The 17,311-nt window shown below is 74.7% G+C and carries 17 protein-coding genes; 10 read left to right on the top strand and 7 right to left on the bottom strand.

Annotation, left to right across the window (positions count from 1 at the left end; genetic code table 11):
* Position 1: 1 nt before the first annotated feature.
* A complete protein-coding gene (locus WHI96_RS07750; protein ID WP_020627802.1) occupies positions 2–238 on the bottom strand; it encodes an Lrp/AsnC family transcriptional regulator in 237 nt (78 codons plus the stop codon).
* Positions 239–338: 100 nt separating this feature from the next.
* Between WHI96_RS07750 and WHI96_RS07745 the strand changes: the two genes are divergently transcribed.
* Complete coding sequence (locus WHI96_RS07745; protein ID WP_345654173.1) at positions 339–1,325, top strand: thiamine-phosphate kinase; 987 nt, start codon at positions 339–341, stop codon at positions 1,323–1,325.
* A 101-nt stretch (positions 1,326–1,426) separates the two neighbouring features.
* Here WHI96_RS07745 and WHI96_RS07740 read toward each other — a convergent pair whose 3' ends face one another.
* Complete coding sequence (locus WHI96_RS07740) at positions 1,427–1,636, bottom strand: hypothetical protein (RefSeq protein ID WP_345653991.1); 210 nt, start codon at positions 1,634–1,636, stop codon at positions 1,427–1,429.
* 304 nt (positions 1,637–1,940) lie between these two features.
* On the opposite strand from WHI96_RS07740, the gene WHI96_RS07735 reads away from it, so the two are divergent.
* Entirely contained in the window at positions 1,941–2,330 is a 390-nt protein-coding gene (locus tag WHI96_RS07735; RefSeq protein ID WP_345653994.1) for a hypothetical protein, read from the top strand.
* A gap of 11 nt (positions 2,331–2,341) precedes the next feature.
* On the opposite strand, the gene WHI96_RS07730 is transcribed toward WHI96_RS07735, so the two are convergent.
* Positions 2,342–3,232: an LLM class flavin-dependent oxidoreductase gene (locus tag WHI96_RS07730; RefSeq protein WP_345653996.1), complete on the bottom strand. Its 891-nt coding sequence runs from the start codon at positions 3,230–3,232 to the stop codon at positions 2,342–2,344.
* A gap of 98 nt (positions 3,233–3,330) precedes the next feature.
* Between WHI96_RS07730 and WHI96_RS07725 the strand changes: the two genes are divergently transcribed.
* Positions 3,331–4,212 (top strand): LysR family transcriptional regulator, encoded by an 882-nt coding sequence (locus WHI96_RS07725; RefSeq protein ID WP_345653999.1) that lies wholly within the window; start codon positions 3,331–3,333, stop codon positions 4,210–4,212.
* Between the two features lie 7 nt (positions 4,213–4,219).
* Here the strand turns inward: WHI96_RS07725 and WHI96_RS07720 are convergent, their stop codons facing one another.
* From WHI96_RS07720 to WHI96_RS07710, 3 genes are read right to left on the bottom strand one after another with little or no spacing between them, the layout of a single operon-like run.
* Positions 4,220–5,608 carry a (Fe-S)-binding protein gene (locus WHI96_RS07720; protein WP_345654002.1) on the bottom strand — a complete coding sequence of 463 codons (1,389 nt, stop codon included), beginning with the start codon at positions 5,606–5,608 and terminating at the stop codon, positions 4,220–4,222.
* A 7-nt stretch (positions 5,609–5,615) separates the two neighbouring features.
* Positions 5,616–6,758 carry an FAD-binding oxidoreductase gene (locus WHI96_RS07715; protein ID WP_345654005.1) on the bottom strand — a complete coding sequence of 381 codons (1,143 nt, stop codon included), beginning with the start codon at positions 6,756–6,758 and terminating at the stop codon, positions 5,616–5,618.
* 45 nt (positions 6,759–6,803) lie between these two features.
* Positions 6,804–8,258, bottom strand: coding sequence for an FAD-binding oxidoreductase (locus WHI96_RS07710; protein ID WP_345654008.1), 1,455 nt, complete (start codon positions 8,256–8,258; stop codon positions 6,804–6,806).
* Positions 8,259–8,431: 173 nt separating this feature from the next.
* On the opposite strand from WHI96_RS07710, the gene WHI96_RS07705 reads away from it, so the two are divergent.
* Positions 8,432–10,582: a malate synthase G gene (locus tag WHI96_RS07705; RefSeq protein WP_345654011.1), complete on the top strand. Its 2,151-nt coding sequence runs from the start codon at positions 8,432–8,434 to the stop codon at positions 10,580–10,582.
* An 80-nt stretch (positions 10,583–10,662) separates the two neighbouring features.
* Complete coding sequence (locus WHI96_RS07700; RefSeq protein WP_345654013.1) at positions 10,663–11,844, top strand: MFS transporter; 1,182 nt, start codon at positions 10,663–10,665, stop codon at positions 11,842–11,844.
* A 298-nt stretch (positions 11,845–12,142) separates the two neighbouring features.
* Here the strand turns inward: WHI96_RS07700 and WHI96_RS07695 are convergent, their stop codons facing one another.
* Positions 12,143–12,292, bottom strand: coding sequence for a hypothetical protein (locus WHI96_RS07695; protein ID WP_345654016.1), 150 nt, complete (start codon positions 12,290–12,292; stop codon positions 12,143–12,145).
* On the opposite strand from WHI96_RS07695, the gene WHI96_RS07690 reads away from it, so the two are divergent.
* The 5 genes from WHI96_RS07690 (at position 12,291) to WHI96_RS07670 (ending at position 17,310) form a co-directional block, all read left to right on the top strand.
* Entirely contained in the window at positions 12,291–13,232 is a 942-nt protein-coding gene (locus WHI96_RS07690) for a cytochrome P450 (RefSeq protein ID WP_345654018.1), read from the top strand. The two genes, WHI96_RS07695 and WHI96_RS07690, sit on opposite strands and share 2 nt — an antisense overlap.
* 61 nt (positions 13,233–13,293) lie before the next feature.
* Positions 13,294–13,728: a GNAT family N-acetyltransferase gene (locus WHI96_RS07685; protein ID WP_345654176.1), complete on the top strand. Its 435-nt coding sequence runs from the start codon at positions 13,294–13,296 to the stop codon at positions 13,726–13,728.
* 173 nt (positions 13,729–13,901) lie between these two features.
* A complete protein-coding gene (gene mbhE / locus WHI96_RS07680) occupies positions 13,902–16,274 on the top strand; it encodes a hydrogen gas-evolving membrane-bound hydrogenase subunit E (RefSeq protein ID WP_345654020.1) in 2,373 nt (790 codons plus the stop codon).
* Entirely contained in the window at positions 16,271–16,855 is a 585-nt protein-coding gene (locus WHI96_RS07675) for an MnhB domain-containing protein (protein WP_345654023.1), read from the top strand. Before mbhE ends, WHI96_RS07675 begins: the two co-directional genes overlap by 4 nt.
* Entirely contained in the window at positions 16,852–17,310 is a 459-nt protein-coding gene (locus WHI96_RS07670) for a Na(+)/H(+) antiporter subunit C (RefSeq protein ID WP_020622059.1), read from the top strand. The genes WHI96_RS07675 and WHI96_RS07670 overlap by 4 nt, the downstream gene beginning before the upstream one ends.
* The last annotated feature ends 1 nt before the right edge of the window (position 17,311 follow it).

Here is a 17,311-nt window from a genome sequence, read left to right as displayed (position 1 = left end):
CTCAGCTCAGCTTGACCACGGGGCAGGTGAGCGTCCGGGTGATCCCGTTGACGTTCTGCACCCGGGCCACGACCAGCCGGCCGAGCTCGTCGACGTCGTCCGCCTCGGCGCGCACGATCACGTCGTACGGGCCGGTGACGTCCTCGGCCGAGACGACGCCCGGCAGACCCCCGATCTCGGAGGCGACGGAGGCGGCCTTGCCGACCTCGGTCTGGACGAGGATGTATGCCTGCACCACGGCGTGCCCCTTTCCGGTAACTGCCGACCTGCCGGATGGTTGGCGGCAGGAATGTCGGACGCAGAACCTACCGGAGGCCGCCCCCGTGTCCCCATCCGCGATCACGCCCGAGGGCGGTTCCGAGACCGGTGTCTCACTCCGGGAGGTCGGTGAGTTCGCGCTGATCGACCGGGTCACCACGGACCGTGTCCAACCGGCTACGACGGAGCTCGGTCCCGGCGACGACTCGGCCGTCGTCACCGCGGCCGACGGGCGCGTCGTCGCCTGCACCGACGTGCTCGTCGAGGGCGTGCACTTCCGGCTCGACTGGTCGAGCCCCGAGCAGGTCGGGCGCAAGGCCGCCGCCGCGAACCTGGCCGACATCGCCGCGATGGGGGCGGTGCCGACGTCGCTGCTGGTGGGGCTGGCCTGCCCCTCGTCGACGCCCGCGGCGCAGCTGGAGCAGCTGGCCGACGGGCTGTGGGCCGAGGCCCGCTCGACCGGTGCCGGGCTCGTCGGGGGCGACCTGACCTCGGCGCCGGTGATCGTCGTCTCGGTGACGGCGCTGGGGGACCTGCAGGGCCGGGCCCCGGTGCTGCGCTCCGGGGCGCGGGCGGGGGACCGGGTCGCGGTCTGCGGGCGGCTGGGCTGGTCCGCGGCCGGGCTGGCGGTGCTGGGGCGCGGGTTCCGCTCCCCGGCGGCCCTGGTCGACGCGCACCGGGTCCCGGAACCGCCCTACTCCGCCGGACCGCAGGCCGCCGACGCCGGCGCCACGTCCATGATCGACGTCTCGGACGGCCTGCTGGCCGACCTGGCGCACGTCGCGCGGGCCTCGGAGGTGGCGTTGCGACTGCGGTCGCGGGCGTTCACGGTGGCCCCACGGATGGCGGAGATCGCGTCCGCACTGGGCCTGGACCCGCTGCGGTGGGTCCTGACCGGCGGCGAGGACCACGCGCTCGCGGCGACCTTCCCCGGCGACGCGCCGCTGCCCGAGGGCTGGAGCGAGGTCGGGGCCGTCGAGGCGCCCGATGCCGACGGGCCGGGCGTCACGGTCGACGGCCGCCCCTACGACGGCGCCGCCGGCTGGGTCCACTTCTCCCACTACTGAGACCCGCCACCGGGACCCGCCACCGGGACCCGCCACCGGGACCCGCACACGACGGCGGCCCGGCCCCTTCAGGAGGGACCGGGCCGCCGGGACGTCGGGTGTCAGGCGCCGCGGCGCCAGAACAGCAGGACCCGGCGCAGCCGGCTCCGCAGGGTCGGATGACCGGGCACCGACCGCTGCGGGGCCGGGAACTGGCGGAACTCCGCGGGCGGCGGGGTCAGGTGGGCCGCCGGGAGGGTGGGCGGGTCCATCGCGACCAGGGTCTGCGGGAAGTGGCGCGCGTCGGGGGTCGGGGTCTTCTCGGGGTGCACGGACGTCTCCTCCACGGCCGGTCCATCGCTCGTGGTGGTCGGATCGTTACCGACGGCCTGCTGCATCTCCGGCCTCCTCGTGGTCTGTCGGGCGGGGCGCCCGCCGGGACCCGTACCCGGCGGGGCCGGGTTCACCCCCGCGCGCGCCGCTTCCGGAGGGCCACCGCGGGGCCGGGAGGGGAGCGCGGGGCGGCGGTGCCTGCAGGCCCAGGATACCGACGTGACGTGCGGCGTCGGCGTGTGCGGTGGCTCACCCGGCGAGGCGTCGGGGCGCCCGGTGCTCGCTACGGTGAGTGCCGGACCGGTGGACGAGCGGACGGAGCCGGGTGTGTCGGGGCTGGCGGCGGTGGTGGCGTGGGCCGCCCTGGCGGGGTGGCTCGCCGCAGGGGTGCTGCTCGTGCTGGCCCACCGGCGGATCGAGCACCTCGAACGGGAGCACACCGCCCGCAAGTGGGACATCGTCGCGCTGCGCGCCGAGCTGCGGGCGCTGCACCGGCGGCCGGACGGGCCGTCCGACCCCGCCGGGACCGACCCCGATGTGTCCGACCCCGATGTGTCCGACCCCGATGTGAGGCACCCCGCCGCGTCCCACCGGTCCGCCGGCACGCCCGGACGTACCCGGACGGCCGGCGCCACGGCATGGCGCCGGTCGCACCGGCGCCCGGTGGGCCGTACCCGGCGGCGCCCCTCCTGAACGGGTCGGCGTCAGGTGGTGACCCGTGAGGACGACAGGGTGACCGCCACATCGAGCGCCGACCGGCCCTCCGGGGCCAGGTCGACCACGACCAGGTCGGTCGCCCCTGCGTCGCCGAACCGGGCCAGCGCCCGGGCGACGTGCTCCTCGGACCCCGCCACCACGGTCTCCTCCGGCCCCCGCAGCCCACCGCGGTCCAGCAGCGCGCGGTAGCTGGGCAGGGTCCTGACCGGGGCGAAGTCCTGCGCGACCGTCTCCAGGAACCGGTCGGGGTCGGCGGTCACGCCCACCGTCACCGAGACCACCACCCGGGCCGTGTCCGGCAGCGCCGGCCGCAGGTGGTCCCGCACGAACTCCGGGCGCACCCAGGTCACGACGGTGCCGTCGGTCAGCTCACCGGCGAGCTCCAGCATCCGGGGGCCGAGCGCGGACAGCAGCAGCCGGGGGGCCGGCACCGGGCGGGGCAGCGCGAGCCGCGTGTCGACCTCGAGGAACCGGCCCCGGTGGGTCACCCGTTCCCCGCGCAGCAGCGGGACCAGCACCTCCAGGTACTCCGGGGTCCGCGCGGCGGGCGCGTCGAACGGCAGCCCCAGCTCGCCGGACAGGTAGGGGGCGTGGCCCGGGCCCACCCCGAGCGTCAGGCGTCCGTCGAGGGCCGCCTGGGTGGTCAGCGCCTGGGTGGCGAGCGCGACGGGATGCCGGAGGCCGGTCAGGGTGACCGCGGTGCCGAGCTCGGCGGGGCCGGTGCCCGGCTCCGCGGCGGCGAGCAGGGCCAACGGGTCCCAGCTGCCGGGCATCTGGTTGGTCCAGACGGCGTCGAGGCCCCGGCGGCCCGCGTCGCGCACCGTGTCGCGGACGGCGGCGGGGCCGTCGGCGGTGAGGTTCAGGGTTCCGATCCGCATGGTCACCAGTGCATCCGTGCCCGCCACGTCGAACCAGACCGGAACAACCCGTGCAGCGATCGGCGTTGGTGATCGACAGAGGTCGGGGAGGGTGCGGGATGGAACTGCGCGGGTTGCGGTACTTCGTGACGGTGGCCGAGGAGCTGCACTTCGGGCGCGCCGCCGAGCGGTTGCACATCGTGCAACCCGCGGTCAGCCAGCAGGTGGCCCGGCTGGAGCGGGAGCTCGGGGCCCGGCTGCTGGACCGCTCGTCGCGCCACGTCCGGCTCACCCCCGCCGGGCACCGCGTTCTCGCCGCCGCGCGGGAGACCCTCGCCGCGGCCGACCGCGTCCGGGAGGCTCTGGACGCGCCGGCGACCCGGCTGCGGATCGGCACCGCACCCGGGCTCACCGTCCGGCTGGAGCGGGGCCTGAGCCGCCTGCAGGAGTCCAACCCCGACCTGGAGACGGTGCTGGTCGACCTGCCGGTCCCGGAGCGCCTGGCGGCGGTGGGCGACGGGCGGCTGGACCTCGCCGTCGCGCGCGGCCTGCCGGAGGGCCCCGGCCTCGTCGTCCACCCGGCGTGGAGCGAGCAGCTGCACGCGGTGGTGTCCGACCGGCACCCGCTGGCGCGACGGTCCACGGTGCGGCTGCCGGAGCTGGCGGCGTCGGGCCCCTACCGGCACCCGTGCCGGGACTCGGACCCGCCGTGGCACGACGCGCTCGCCGGGGTGGTCGCGCCGTCCGGCGCCCCGGCCGGACGGCCGGTCGGGGTCACCGAGGCCGTCGTCGTCGAGATGGGGGCCGACCGGACCGGGTGGACGCTGCTGCCCGCCGGCCGGGTCGCCACCTCCGGGGCGTCGCGGGTCCGGGAGATCCCGCTCGACCCGCCGGTGGCGGTGCCCGGGTCGGTGGTCGCGCCGTCGTCGACGACCCCGGCCTGTCTGACCGCGGTCGTCGACGCGTTCCGCGACGTCGCCCCCGTCGAGGGCGCCGCCTGAGCCGGGGTCAGCGCTGCGGCACCGCCGCCCCGCGGATGCTCGCGTCCAGCAGCTGCACCGGGTGCAGCAGCGGCACGTCGGCGAAACCCTCGGTGGGCAGGTACTTGCCGATCTGCAGCAGGCAGCCCGGGTTCGCGGTGACCACGACGTCCGGCTTCGCGTCGCGGATCCTCTCCGCCTTCCGCACGCCCAGGTCGGCGGCCGCGTCCGGCTTCACCATGTTGTAGATGCCGGCCGAGCCGCAGCACAGCGACGCCTCGGCGATGTCGACGAGCTCCAGCTCGGGGATCGTCCGGAGCACCTCGCGGGGCTGGTCGCGGACGCCCTGGGCGTGCCCGAGGTGACACGCGTCGTGGTAGGCGACGCGGCCGGTGACCGGGGTGCGCGGGGCGCGGGGGCCGCCGTCGTCGTCGCGGGAGTACAGCTCGGCCAGGACCTCGTGGACGTCGCGGCAGCGGGCGGAGAAGCGCGTCGCGCGGTCGGCCCAGGCCGGGTCGTCGGCGAGCAGGTGGCCGTAGTCCTTCATCGACGAGCCGCAGCCCGCGACGTTGGTGACCACCGCGTCGACGTCGAGGGTCTCGAACCGGGCGATGGTGCGCCGGGCCCGGTCCAGCGCGGACTCCTCGCGCCCGGCGTGCACCTCCAGCGCGCCGCAGCACTGCTGGTCGCGCGGGACGAGCACGTCGCAGCCCTCGGCGGCGAGCACCCGCACGGTGGCCTCGTTGACCCGGTGGAAGAACACGTCCTGCACGCAGCCGGTGAGCAGCGCGACGCGGGCCCGGCGGGTGCCGACCGCGGGGGTGTGCACCGGCAGCCGCGCGAACGCCTCGCGCACCGACACCGGGGGCAGCAGCGACTCCATCGCCGCGAGCCGGCCGGGCAGCCTCTCGGCGAGCTTGCGGATCGCCGGGACCTTGCGCAGCTGCTGGTAGAGCGCGCCGGGCAGGGCGGCGGCGCGCAGCCGCCGCCGGTAGGGGAACAGCGCGAAGATCGCGTCGCGGAACAGCCTGTCCGACGTCGTGCGGGGCACGTTGCGCTCGATCTGCGGGCGCACCGACTCCAGCAGCTTGTCGTACTGCACCCCGGACGGGCAGGCGGTCACGCATGCCATGCAGCCCAGGCAGTTGTCCATGTGCTCGGTGAACGGGCCGTCGAGGCCGATGTCGCCCTTCTCGGCCAGGTCCATCAGCAGGATCCGGCCGCGCGGCGAGTCCATCTCCTCGCCCCACAGCACGTAGGTGGGGCAGGTCGGCAGGCAGAACCCGCAGTGCACGCAGTCGTCGAGCAGCTCGCGCTGCGGCGGATGGACGTCGTCGAACGCGCTCGGGCCCTGCTGCGGGATCTTGGTCTCGGCGGCGCCGGTCGGGGTTCCGGCGGGCTCGTGGGTGCTCGTCATGCGTGCCTCACATCCAGGGGGCGAAGCGACCGGCGGCGAACCGGGCCTCGGGGTCGAGCTGGTTCTTGATCGCCTGCAGCAGGGCGAGCGCGGAGGGCTGCGGGCCCCACGCGGGGGCGTCGAGCGCATCGGGGCGGTCGCGCAGCACGCTCGTCCCGCCGACCGCGGCGACGGCGTCGTGCACCTCGGCGACGGCGGCTCCCGGCACGGTGACGGTCGCGACACCGGTCGCGAGCCCGGCCGTGACGGCGGTGGCGGGCAGCTGCTCCACCAGCGGCGCCAGCCGGGTCGGGGCGCACCCGATCCGGACGACGGCGGCGTCGGGGGCGGGCCCGTCGGTGTCACCGCCGGTGTGCGGACCGTCGGTCAGCGACGTGTGGGCGTCCCACGCGTCCGCGGCCGCCTCCCGGGCGTCGGCGCCGAGCAGCTCGCGCAGCCGCTCCACCCGTGCGGGCAGGGTCTCCGCGCCGCCCTCCAGCCGGACCAGCAGGCGTCCCGGGTCACCGGAGACCCACTCGACGGCGATCGGCTCCAGCGGGCTCGCCATCAGCTCCAGCACCCGCGACGCGGCCTCGGCCACCGGGCCGTCGACGCTCACGCAGGCGACGGCCTTCGGGACCGGGTGCAGCCGCAGGACGACCTCGACCAGCGGCCCGAAGGTGCCGTAGGAGCCGTGCACGAGCTTGGCCATGTCGTAGCCGGCGACGTTCTTGATGACGTGCCCGCCGGAGCGGACCATCGTGCCGTCGGCCAGCACCGAGGTGGTGCCGATGACCAGGTCCCGCAGCCCGCCCCACACCAGCGCGGACGGGCCCGCGTCGGCGGTCGCCAGCAGCCCGCCGACGGTGGCGCCGCGGTCGACCCGGGCCGCGTCGAACGCGAGGCGCTGGCCGTGCTCGGCCAGCTGCTCCTGCAGCGCGCGGACCGGGGTGCCGGCGCGCACCGAGACGGTCATGTCACCGGGGTTGTGGTGGATCACCCCGGACAGCGCGGACAGGTCGAGCTCCGCGTCGGCCCGTTCGGGACGCCCCGCCCAGCCCGCGGCGGTGCCGGCGCCGGTGATCGCGAGGCGGCCGGGGGTGTCCAGGACGGCGTCCCGGACCTCCCTCGCCGAGGTGGGGCGCAGCGTGGTGGGAGCAGCGCGTGTCATGTCGGTCGGGCCCTTCCGGAGTGTCGTGCGGGGTCGGCCTGGGGGTCACAGCCGTTCGATGAGGCCGGCCTCCTCCAGGGGGTGCGGGCGGTAGAGCCCGGGCTTCTCGCCGCACAGCCGCGGGGTGGGCAGCAGCTTGCCGGGGTTGCAGATGTGGTCGGGGTCGAAGCCGTCGCGGACCCGGCGCATGACGGCCAGGTCGTCCTCGCCGAACATCCGCGGCATCGAGCACGCCTTGTCGGTGCCGATGCCGTGCTCGCCCGACAGCGAGCCGCCCATCTCCACGCACAGCTCGGCGATCTGCGCCGACAGGTGCTCGGCCTGCTCGGTCTGGCCCTCGGCGGCGGAGAACAGCACCAGGGGGTGCAGGTTGCCGTCACCGGCGTGGAAGACGTTCGCGACGCGCAGCCCGGCGTCGGCGCCCATCTCGTCGATCCGCTCGAGGATCTCGGCGAGCCGGGTCCGGGGGACCACCCCGTCCTGGACGATGTAGTCCGGCGAGATCCGGCCGACCGCGGCGAACGCGGCCTTGCGCCCGCGCCAGATGTTCGCGCGCTCCTCGGGGGAGCCCGCGACGTGCAGCCGGGTGCAGCCGTGCCGGTCGCAGATCTCCTTGACCAGGGCGAACTGCTCCTCGCACTCCTCGACGGTCCCGTCCAGCTCGACGACGAGCGCGGCCGGGGTGTCGAGGGAGTAGCCGGCGCCGGTGGCGCCCTCGGCGGCCTCGATGGCCAGCGCGTCCATCATCTCGACCGCGGCGGGCACGATCCCGGCCGCGACGATGTCGGAGACCACCCGGCCGCCCGCCGAGACCGACGGGAAGTCCGCCAGCAGGGTGCGCATGACCTCGGGGGTGCGCAGCAGCCGCACGGTGACCTTCGTGACGATGCCGAGCGTGCCCTCGGAGCCGAGGAACACCCCGCGCAGGTCGGGCCCGGACTGCTCCATCGTGTCGGAGCCGAGGGTGACCACCTCGCCGTCGGGGAGGACGACCTCCATCGACAGCACGTGGTTGGTGGTGAAGCCGTACTTGAGGCAGTGCGCGCCGCCGGAGTTCTCCGCGACGTTGCCGCCGATCGTGCACACCTGCTGGCTCGACGGGTCCGGGGCGTAGTAGAGCCCGTGCGGCGACGCGGCCGCGGTGATCTCCAGGTTCGTGACGCCCGGCTCCAGCACGGCGCGGCGGTTCCCCGGGTCGACCTCGAGCACCCGGTTGAGCCGGTTCAGGCCGATGACCACGCCCTCGGCCACCGGCAGCGCCCCGCCGGACAGGCCGGTCCCGGCGCCGCGGGCGACGAACGGGATCCGGTGCCGGGCGCAGATCCGCACGCAGCCGGCGACGTCGTCGGCGGTGCGGGGGAGCAGGACCAGCTCGGGGACGACCCGGCTCCCGGTCAGGCCGTCGCACTCGTAGGTGCGGGTACGCACCGGGTCGTCGAGCACGTCGTCCGAGCCCAGCAGGGCGACGAACTCGTCGCGGATCGAGCGGTCCAGGGGCATCGCTGCACTCCCTTGCTGCGTGGCGGGGCTCACGAAAGGGTAAGCCGACACCGGACTCCGACGCCTGTTCGACGATCAGTGCGGGGCCCGCGTCACTTCCGTGATGCGGAAAAGATAATCCACTGGTAGGAATACGACCAGTCCCGTCATCCACGCAGAGAGGGTGGTCACAGATGGCCGACACCGCCGGCCTGCAGGTCGAGGAGCATCTGAAGTCCTTCGTCGAGGGCGAGCTCCTGTCCGACGTCGACCTCACGGCGGACGACTTCTGGGCGACCCTGGCCAGGCTCCAGGAGCGTTTCGCCCCGAGGATCGCCGACGCACTGGCCCGTCGCGACGAGATCCAGTCGCGCATCGACGAGTGGCACCGCGAGCACGGGGTCGGGTCGGTGGAGGAGTACGAGAAGTTCCTCACCGACCTCGGCTACCTGCTCCCCGAGCAGTCGCCGACCATCGGCGTCGACCGGGTCGACCCGGAGATCGCCGAGGTCCCCGGCCCGCAGCTGGTCGTGCCCTCCACCGTCCCGCGCTACGCGCTCAACGCCGCCAACGCCCGCTGGGGCTCGCTGTTCGACGCCTTCTACGGCACCGACGCGCTCCCCCGGGACGGCGAGCTCGCCACGGGGTACGACGAGCGCCGCGGCGCGCAGGTGATCACCGCCGCCGACGGGCTGCTCGACGAGCTGTTCCCGCTCGCGAAGGGCCGTCACGCCGACGCCGGCGCCTACCGGGCCTCGGCCGACGGGCTCGTCGTCGACACCATCGCGAACGGCACGGTCGGGCTCGCCGACCCCGCGCAGTTCGCCGGGTTCCGCCCGGTCGACGGCGACGGCCGCGGCGCGGTCCTGCTGACCCGCAACGGGCTGCACCTGGAGATCACGATCGACCCGACCACCCGGGTCGGCACCCAGCACCACGCCGACGTCGCCGACATCGTGCTCGAGTCCGCGGTCACCACGATCGTCGACCTCGAGGACTCCGTCGCGACCGTGGACGGCGAGGACAAGGCGCTGGCCTACCGCACCTGGCTCGGGCTGCTGCGCGGCGACCTGACCGCCGAGTTCCGCAAGGGCGGGAAGACCGTCACCCGCCGGGTCAACCCGGACCGGTCCTACACCGCGGCCGACGGCTCCGACCTCACCCTGCCCGGGCGCTCGCTGATGCTGGTCCGCAACTGCGGTCACCACATGACGACGAACGCGGTGCGCACCGCCGACGGCGCCGAGGTCGCGGAGGGCGTGCTCGACGCGCTCGTCTCGGCCGTCGCCGGGCTGTACGACCTGCAGGGGAAGGGCCCGCACACCAACTCCCGCGCGGGCAGCGTCTACATCGTCAAGCCCAAGCAGCACGGGCCGGACGAGGTCGCCCTCACCGTCGACCTGTTCGCCGCCGTCGAGGAGGCCCTGGGCCTGCAGCCGAACACCCTCAAGATCGGCATCATGGACGAGGAGAAGCGGACCACGGTCAACCTCGCCGCCTGCATCGCCGAGGCCGCGAACCGGATCATCTTCGTCAACACCGGATTCCTCGACCGGACCGGCGACGAGATCCACACCTGCTTCGCCGCGGGCCCGGTCCTGCGCAAGGGCGACATGAAGGCCACGACGTGGCTCACGACCTACGAGGACCGCAACGTCGACGTCGCGCTCGCCGCCGGGTTCGCGCACTCCGCGCAGGTCGGCAAGGGCATGTGGGCCAAGCCCGCCGCGATGGCCGAGATGATCGAGCAGAAGATCGGCCACCCGAAGGCAGGCGCGAACTGCGCCTGGGTGCCGTCGCCGACCGCCGCGACCCTGCACGCGCTGCACTACCTGCGCGTCGACGTGCACGGGGTGCAGGACGACATCGCCTCCCGCGCCACCGCGGACCGCCGCGGCCTGCTGGAGGTGCCGGTCACCGACGCCTCCTCGCTGTCGGCCGACGACGTGACCCACGAGCTGGAGACCAACGCGCAGTCGATCCTCGGCTACGTGGTGCGCTGGGTCGGCATGGGCATCGGCTGCTCCACCGTGCCGGACCTGGAGGGCGTCGGGCTGATGGAGGACCGCGCCACCCTGCGGATCTCCGCGCAGCTGGTCGCGAACTGGCTCCAGCACGGCGTCGTCGACGAGGGGACGGTGCGCGACACCTTCGCCCGGATGGCCGCCGTGGTCGACGAGCAGAACGCCGGCGAGGACGGCTACCCCGCGATGGCGAAGGACCTGGAGTCCAGCGAGTCGTTCCAGGCCGCGCTGGAGCTGGTGTTCAGCGGGGCGACCGAGCCGAACGGCTACACCGAGCGGACGCTCACCCGCTGGCGTCAGCGGGTCAAGGCCGCGGCCTAGGCCGCACCACCACCGTCGACGACGACGCCCCCGGGACCGGTTCCCGGGGGCGTCGTCGCGTTCCGAGGAGGAGACCGATCGTGAAGCCGTGGATGCGGCCGGCCGCCGTGCTGTTCGGCGTCGGCTACGGCGCCAACCAGTTCAGCCCGCTGATGGTCATGTACCGCGAGCAGGGGCACTACCCGGCGACGGTGGTCGCCGCGTTCTTCGGTGTCTACGTGCTCGGCCTCGCCCCGGGCCTGCTCGTCGGCGGGCCCGCGTCGGACCGCTGGGGCCGCCGCCGGGTGCTGCTGCCCGCGACGGCCGCGTCGATCCCGGCCAGCGCCGTCCTCGCGCTCGGGGCGGTCTCCGAGACCCTCCTCTACGCCGGACGGCTGCTGTTCGGCCTGTGCATCGGCGTCGCGATGGCGGTGGCGACGACCTGGGTCAAGGAGCTGTCCGGCGACGGGGAGGGGGCGCGGCGGGCCGCGCTCGCGCTCACCGCGGGCTTCGGCCTCGGACCGCTGGTCGGCGGGCTGCTCGCGCAGTTCGCGCCGCTGCCGATGGAGCTGCCCTACCTCGTGCACATCGTCCTGACGGTGCCGGTCACCTGGTGGCTGCTCGCCGCACCGGAGACGGTCGAGCCGGGCCGTTCCCGGTCCTGGCTGCAGGATCTGCGCGTCCCCGCCGTCGCGCACCCGCGGTTCGTGTGGCTGGTGCTGCCCGCCGCGCCGTGGGTGTTCGGGGCGGCCGCGATCGCCTACGCCGTGCTGCCGACCACGCTCGACGGGATCACCGGGGGGTGGGGGCTGCTCGTCGCGACGCTGCTGACCGCCGTCGCGCTCGGCTGCGGGGTCCTGGCCCAGTCCGCCGCGCGTCTCGTGGACGCCCGCTCGCCACTGGCCGCGACCCGGATCGGGCTCGCACTCGTCGTCGCCGGGACGCTCGTCGCCGCCCTCGCGGCGGGCCTGCGCAGCGTCCCGGCCGCCGTCGTCGCGGCCGCGCTGCTCGGCGCCGGGTACGGGTTCGTGCTGCTGTCCGGGCTGCAGGAGGTCCAGCGGATCGCCGAGCCGGAGCACCTGGCCGGGCTGACCGCGCTGTTCTACTCGCTGACCTACGTCGGGTTCCTGCTGCCGATGCTGCTCTCGGCCCTGACCGGGGTCGCGGGGTACCCGGTGCTGCTGCTCGTCGTCGCCGCGGTACAGGCGGTGTGCCTGGGCCTGGTGTGGGTGGGGGCGCGCCGGGTGGCGCCGGTCGCGGCGGAGCAGCCGGCGGTGACCTGACCCGGCCGTGGTCGGTGATCCTTCTCCGCGGAGTGCGCGACGCCCTCCCGGGCGCGCGGGGCTCCGCGCGGACGGATCAACCCGATGTCCACCCCGGGTCGGAGGCGGCCACCGGCCGTCGCTCGTACCGTCGGGCGGGTGACCACCACCACCGGTCCCGACGCCACGGACCTGCCGCGCCTGCCGTTCCCGCGCCACGACGTCCTCGAGCTCCCGCCGCTGTTCGACCGGCTGCGGGAGCGGTCCCCGATCACCCCGGTCCGGACCCGGCCGGCGACGTCGCGTGGCTGGTCACCGGCTACGACGAGGCCCGAGCCCTGTTCGCCGACGACCGGCTCGGCCGCAGCCACCCCGAGCCGGAGCGGGCCGCGCGCATCTCCGACTCGATGATCTTCGGCGGGCCGAGCGGCGACTCACCGGAGACCGAGCGCGCGAACCACACCCTCATGCGCAAACTGCTCGCGCCCGCGTTCTCCGCGCGCCGGATGCGCAGGCTCTCCGGGCACGTCGCGGACCTCGTCGCCCGGCAGCTCGACGTCGTCGAGGCCGCCGGTCCCGGTGCCGACCTGCACGAGCTGTTCTCCTTCCCGCTGCCGGTGCTGGTCATCTGCGAGCTGCTCGGCGTCCCCTACGGCGACCGCGAGGAGTTCCGGCGCTGGTCCGGTGACCTCGGGCTGCTCCACGACCGGCCCCGTGCCGAGGCCGCCGCGCAGGCGCTGTTCGCCTACGTCCGCGGCCTGATCGACCGCAAGGACGACGAGCCGGGGGAGGACGTCCTGTCCGACTTCGCCGCGCTCGGCTCGGAGCCCGCGCAGCGCGAGGGTCTCGCCCGTCTCGGCGCCGGACTGCTGTTCGCCGGGCACGAGACCACGGTCGGGCGGATCGACACCGGCACCGTCCTGCTGCTGGACCGCCCGGGGGAGTGGGCGGCGCTCGCCGCGGACCCGGAGCGCGCCGCGGGGGCGGTCGAGGAGGTCCTGCGGCTGGCCGTGCCCAGCGGGGGCAACGGCGGCATCCCGCGCTACGCCCACGCCGACGTCGACATCGCCGGGGTGCACATCCCGGCGGGCGACGCGATCCTGCTCGCCCCGGGCGCGGCGAACCGGGACCCGCGCCACTTCGACGGGGCCGCGGAGTTCGACGCCGAGAGGAGCTCGCGGAACGAGAACGGGCACAGCCGGAAGTCGACGCACCTCGCGTTCGGGCACGGACCGTACTTCTGCGTGGGCGCGAGCCTGGCCCGGGTCGAGCTGACCGAGGTGTTCCGGGCGCTGCCCGCCCGGTTCCCGTCGCTGCGCCTCGCCGTGCCGCGCACCGAGCTGGAGCTGCGCTCGGACGTGCTCACCGGAGGGCTGCGTGCGCTGCCGGTCACCTGGGACCGATCATGAGGACGTGGGGGAACTCGAACTGCGCGTGGCTGGGCTCGACCATCCGGACGTGACGCCACTGATGCGGCGGCTGCAGGCGTTCTACGGCGAGGTCTACGGCGACGGCGACGCCACCGCCGTCGACCCGGCCGACTTCCGGACCCCGTCCGGGTTGTTCCTGGTCGGCTACGACGACGGCGTCCCCGTCGCGACCGGGGCGTGGCGCGCCGTCGACGCCGACCCGGCCGACCCGGCGCGCCGTGACGGCGACGCCGAGCTGAAGCGGATGTACGTCGAGCCCGCCGCCCGCGGCCGGGGACACGCCCGGGCGGTACTCGTCGCGCTGGAGCGTGCGGCCGCCGCCGCCGGGCGTCGTCGCATGATCCTCGAGACGGGTGACGGCCAGCCCGCTGCGATCGCGCTGTACGAGACCAGCGGATACCGTCGGACCAGCAACTTCGGTGCGTACCGGAACGACCCCCGCTCCCGGTGCTTCGCCAAACCGCTCGCGGCGTGAGACTCGGTACGGTCACGGGCGAAACGTCCGGTTGCGCCGATAGGATGACCTCGGCGTCGTCGCCGCGTCCCTTCCGGTGATCGTGCGGCGGCATCTTCCGGCGCTCCCCGGGTCCGGCCGTGACGTGAGCGGAACCGCTGGTCCGAACGACCCCGTGACTCCAGGAGGTGTCGGTGCTCGCCGTCGTGGCCGCCCATCTCGTCCTGGCGCTGTGCCTGCCCGCGCTCGCCCGGTACCACCGGCGGCTGGCGTTCGGCGCCGGCGCCGCCCTGCTCGCCGCCACCCTCGTGTGGGCGATGACGCAGGCCTCGACCGCACTCTCCGGCGGGGTGACCGACCGCGTCGAGTGGGCGCCCGAGCTGGGGCTGACGCTGAGCCTGCGGATGGACGCGCTCGCGATCGCGATGATCGTGCTCGTCTCCGGCGTCGGAGCGCTGATCATGATCTACGCGGCCTGGTACTTCGGACCGCGCTCCACCGACGCGGCCCGCTCCGCGGCGCTGCTGGTCGCCTTCGCCGGGATGATGCTCGGCCTGGTCCTGGCCGACGACCTGCTGACCCTCTACGTGTTCTGGGAACTGACGTCGCTGACGTCGTTCCTGCTCGTCGGGCAGGGCGGCCAGTACCGGGAGAACCGCCGCGCCGCGGTCCAGGCGCTCGTCGTGACCGTGTTCGGCGGGCTGGCGATGCTGCTCGGGATCGTGCTGCTGGGCCAGCTGGCCGGCACGTACTCGATCCCGGAGATCACCGCGGCCGCGACCTCTGGCACGCTCGCCCCCGACAGCCCGGTCGCGCTGTCGGTGTCGCTGGTGCTGATCCTGCTGGGCGCGCTGACCAAGTCCGCGCAGCTGCCGTTCCACCCCTGGCTTCCGTACGCGATGGCCGCCCCGACGCCGATCTCGGCGTACCTGCACGCGGCGTCGATGGTGAAGGCCGGGGTCGTGCTCGTCGCGCGGCTCGGGCCCGCGTTCTCGGTGCACCCCGTGTGGTGGGCGCCGGTCATGGTGCTCGGCCTCGCGACGATGGTGCTGGGCGGCTGGCGCGCGATGCGCCAGACCGACCTCAAGCGGCTGCTGGCCTTCGGCACCGTCTCCCAGCTCGGGTTCCTCATGGTGCTGTTCGGGTCCGGCTCGCGGGTGGCCGGGCTCGCCGGCATCGCGATGCTGCTGGCGCACGGCCTGTTCAAGGCGCCGCTGTTCATGGTGGTCGGGGCTATCGACAAGGCCTGCGGCACCCGTGACCTGCGGGAGCTGTGCGGTCTCGGGCGCCGCCGGCGCGGGCTGGCCGTCGTCGCCACGCTCGCCGGGCTGTCGATGGCGGGGCTCCCGCCGATGCTCGGCTTCGTCGGCAAGGAGGCCGCGTTCGAGGCGTTCGTGCTCGAGGGCGGCGTCCGCGGCTGGATCGCGGCGATCGGACTGGTCGCGGGCTCGTTGCTGACCGTCGCCTACACCGCACGGTTCCTGTGGGGCGCGTTCTCCACCAAGGGGCTGCACCCCACCGGCGGCGACCCGGTCCCGCTCGGCCTGTCCGGCCCGGCGTGGCTGTGCGCGCTGACCGGGATCGCGGCCGGGTTCGCCGCGCCGCTGGTCCAGCAGCTCGCCGCCTCCTACGCCGCGTCGCTGCCCCCGCTCGGCGACGCCTACGCCGCCCGCTACGAGCTGGCCCTGTGGCACACCCCCGGGCTGCCGCTGCTGTTCACCGGCGTCGCGCTGGCCGGCGGGCTCCTCCTGCACCGCTACGGACAGACCCTGACCGGGCACCTCTCGGTGCCGCACGTGTCCGCCCAGCGCGGGTACGAGGCCGTCGTGACCGGGCTGGAGCGCTCGGCGATCACGGTCACCGGCCGGCTGCAGATCGGCTCGCTGCCGGTCTACCTCGGCTGCATCCTCGCGACACTGATCGCGCTGCCCGGCCCGGTCCTCGCCGTGACCGGCACGTTCCCGACCGACCAGGCGCCCTACCACTCGATCATGCAGGTCCCGGTCGGGCTGATGGTGATCGTCGCGGCGATCGCGCTGTGCCTGGCGCACCGCCGGTTCACCGCGGTGCTGCTGGTCGGCGCGGTCGGCTACGGCATCGGCGGCCTGTTCGTCATCGACGGTGCCCCCGACCTGGCGCTCGCCCAGTTCCTGGTCGAGACGCTCACCCTGGTGGCGTTCGTCTTCGTGCTGCGACGCCTGCCCGCCCACTTCGACGAGCCGGACAGCGAGCGCCGCGTCCGCGCCCCCAAGGCCGCGGTCGCCGCGGTCGGCGGCCTGCTGGTCGCGGGGATGGCCGTGGTGCTCTCCGGGGCCCGCACGCTGCCGCCCGCCACCACCGGGCCGTTCATCGCCGGCGCGCCGGAGGCCGGCGCGACCAACCTGATCAGCGCGATCCTGGTGGACTTCCGCGCGCTCGACACGGTCGGTGAGATCACCGTGCTGCTGATCTGTGCCGCCGGCACCGCGAGCCTGGTGCTCGCGACCCGTTACGACAAGAGGAAGGGCGGCACGGTCGTGCGCAGCGGCTCGGGATCGCCGAAGCACGAGCAGGAGGTGCTCGGATGACGGCCTCGCAGGAGAAGCCCGCACCCCCGCCGGGGGACGCCGAGAGCTGGGCCCGGATGGACCAGCCCAGCGGACGGTGGATGCTCCCCGGCGCCTGCCCGGACGTCCGCGAGCGGACCCTGGTGCTGGAGGCCGCGGCCCGGCTGCTGTTCCCCGTGGTGCTGGTGTTCTCGGTGTTCCTGCTGCTGGAGGGTCACTACGGCCCCGGCGGCGGGTTCTCCGGCGGCCTGGTCGCTGGGCTCGCGTTCGTGCTGCGCCACATCGCGGGCGGCGACGACAACCTGGGTTTCCGGTTCCGGATCCGCCCGCCCGTGCTGGTGGGCAGCGGGCTGATCGTCGCGGTGCTCACCGCACTGGCCCCGGTCGCCTGGGGCGACCCGGTGCTCGCCTCGGTCAAGTGGACGATCACCTTCGGCCCGTTCGGCTACCTCGACATCGTGAGCAGCCTGCTGCTCGACGTCGGCGTCTACCTGCTGATCATCGGCGTGGTGCTCGACCTGCTGCGCTCGCTCGGCTCCGGCATCGCCCGCGACGCCCGCGAGGCCGGCGAGGACGTCCCGGGCGGAGGTGGCCGCGGATGAACACCACGATCAACCTGAGCATGGCGATCGTGCTCGCGGTGCTGTACTCGGTCGGGTTCTACCTGCTGATGCAGCGTTCGCTGATGCGCATCCTGATCGGCATCGTGGTGCTCGGGCACGGCGCGAACCTGCTGCTGCAGGTCTCCGGCGGTCCGCCCGGCCGCGCCCCGATCCTCGACGCGGTGCTGCCCGAGCAGATCGCCGACCCGCTCCCGCAGGCGCTGGCGCTGACCGCCATCGTCATCACCTTCGCCCTGACCACGCTGCTGCTGGCCCTGGGCTACCGCTCCTGGGTGCTCGTCGGGCACGACGAGGTGCAGGACGACGTGGAGGACCGCCGCATCGCCGACCGGCAGAAGCCCAAGGGCGCGATGGAGGAGGGCACCGCGGACGAGACCGACGCCGAGCCCGAGGACACCGCCGACTCCCACGAGCTCGAGGAGGGCCGCAAGTGAC

Source organism: Pseudonocardia tropica (assembly GCF_040105315.1).
GTDB classification, from domain to species: Bacteria; Actinomycetota; Actinomycetes; order Mycobacteriales; family Pseudonocardiaceae; genus Pseudonocardia; species Pseudonocardia alni.
The sequence above is the reverse complement of the archived record's forward strand: the minus strand, read 5'-3'. Positions and strand labels throughout refer to the sequence as shown.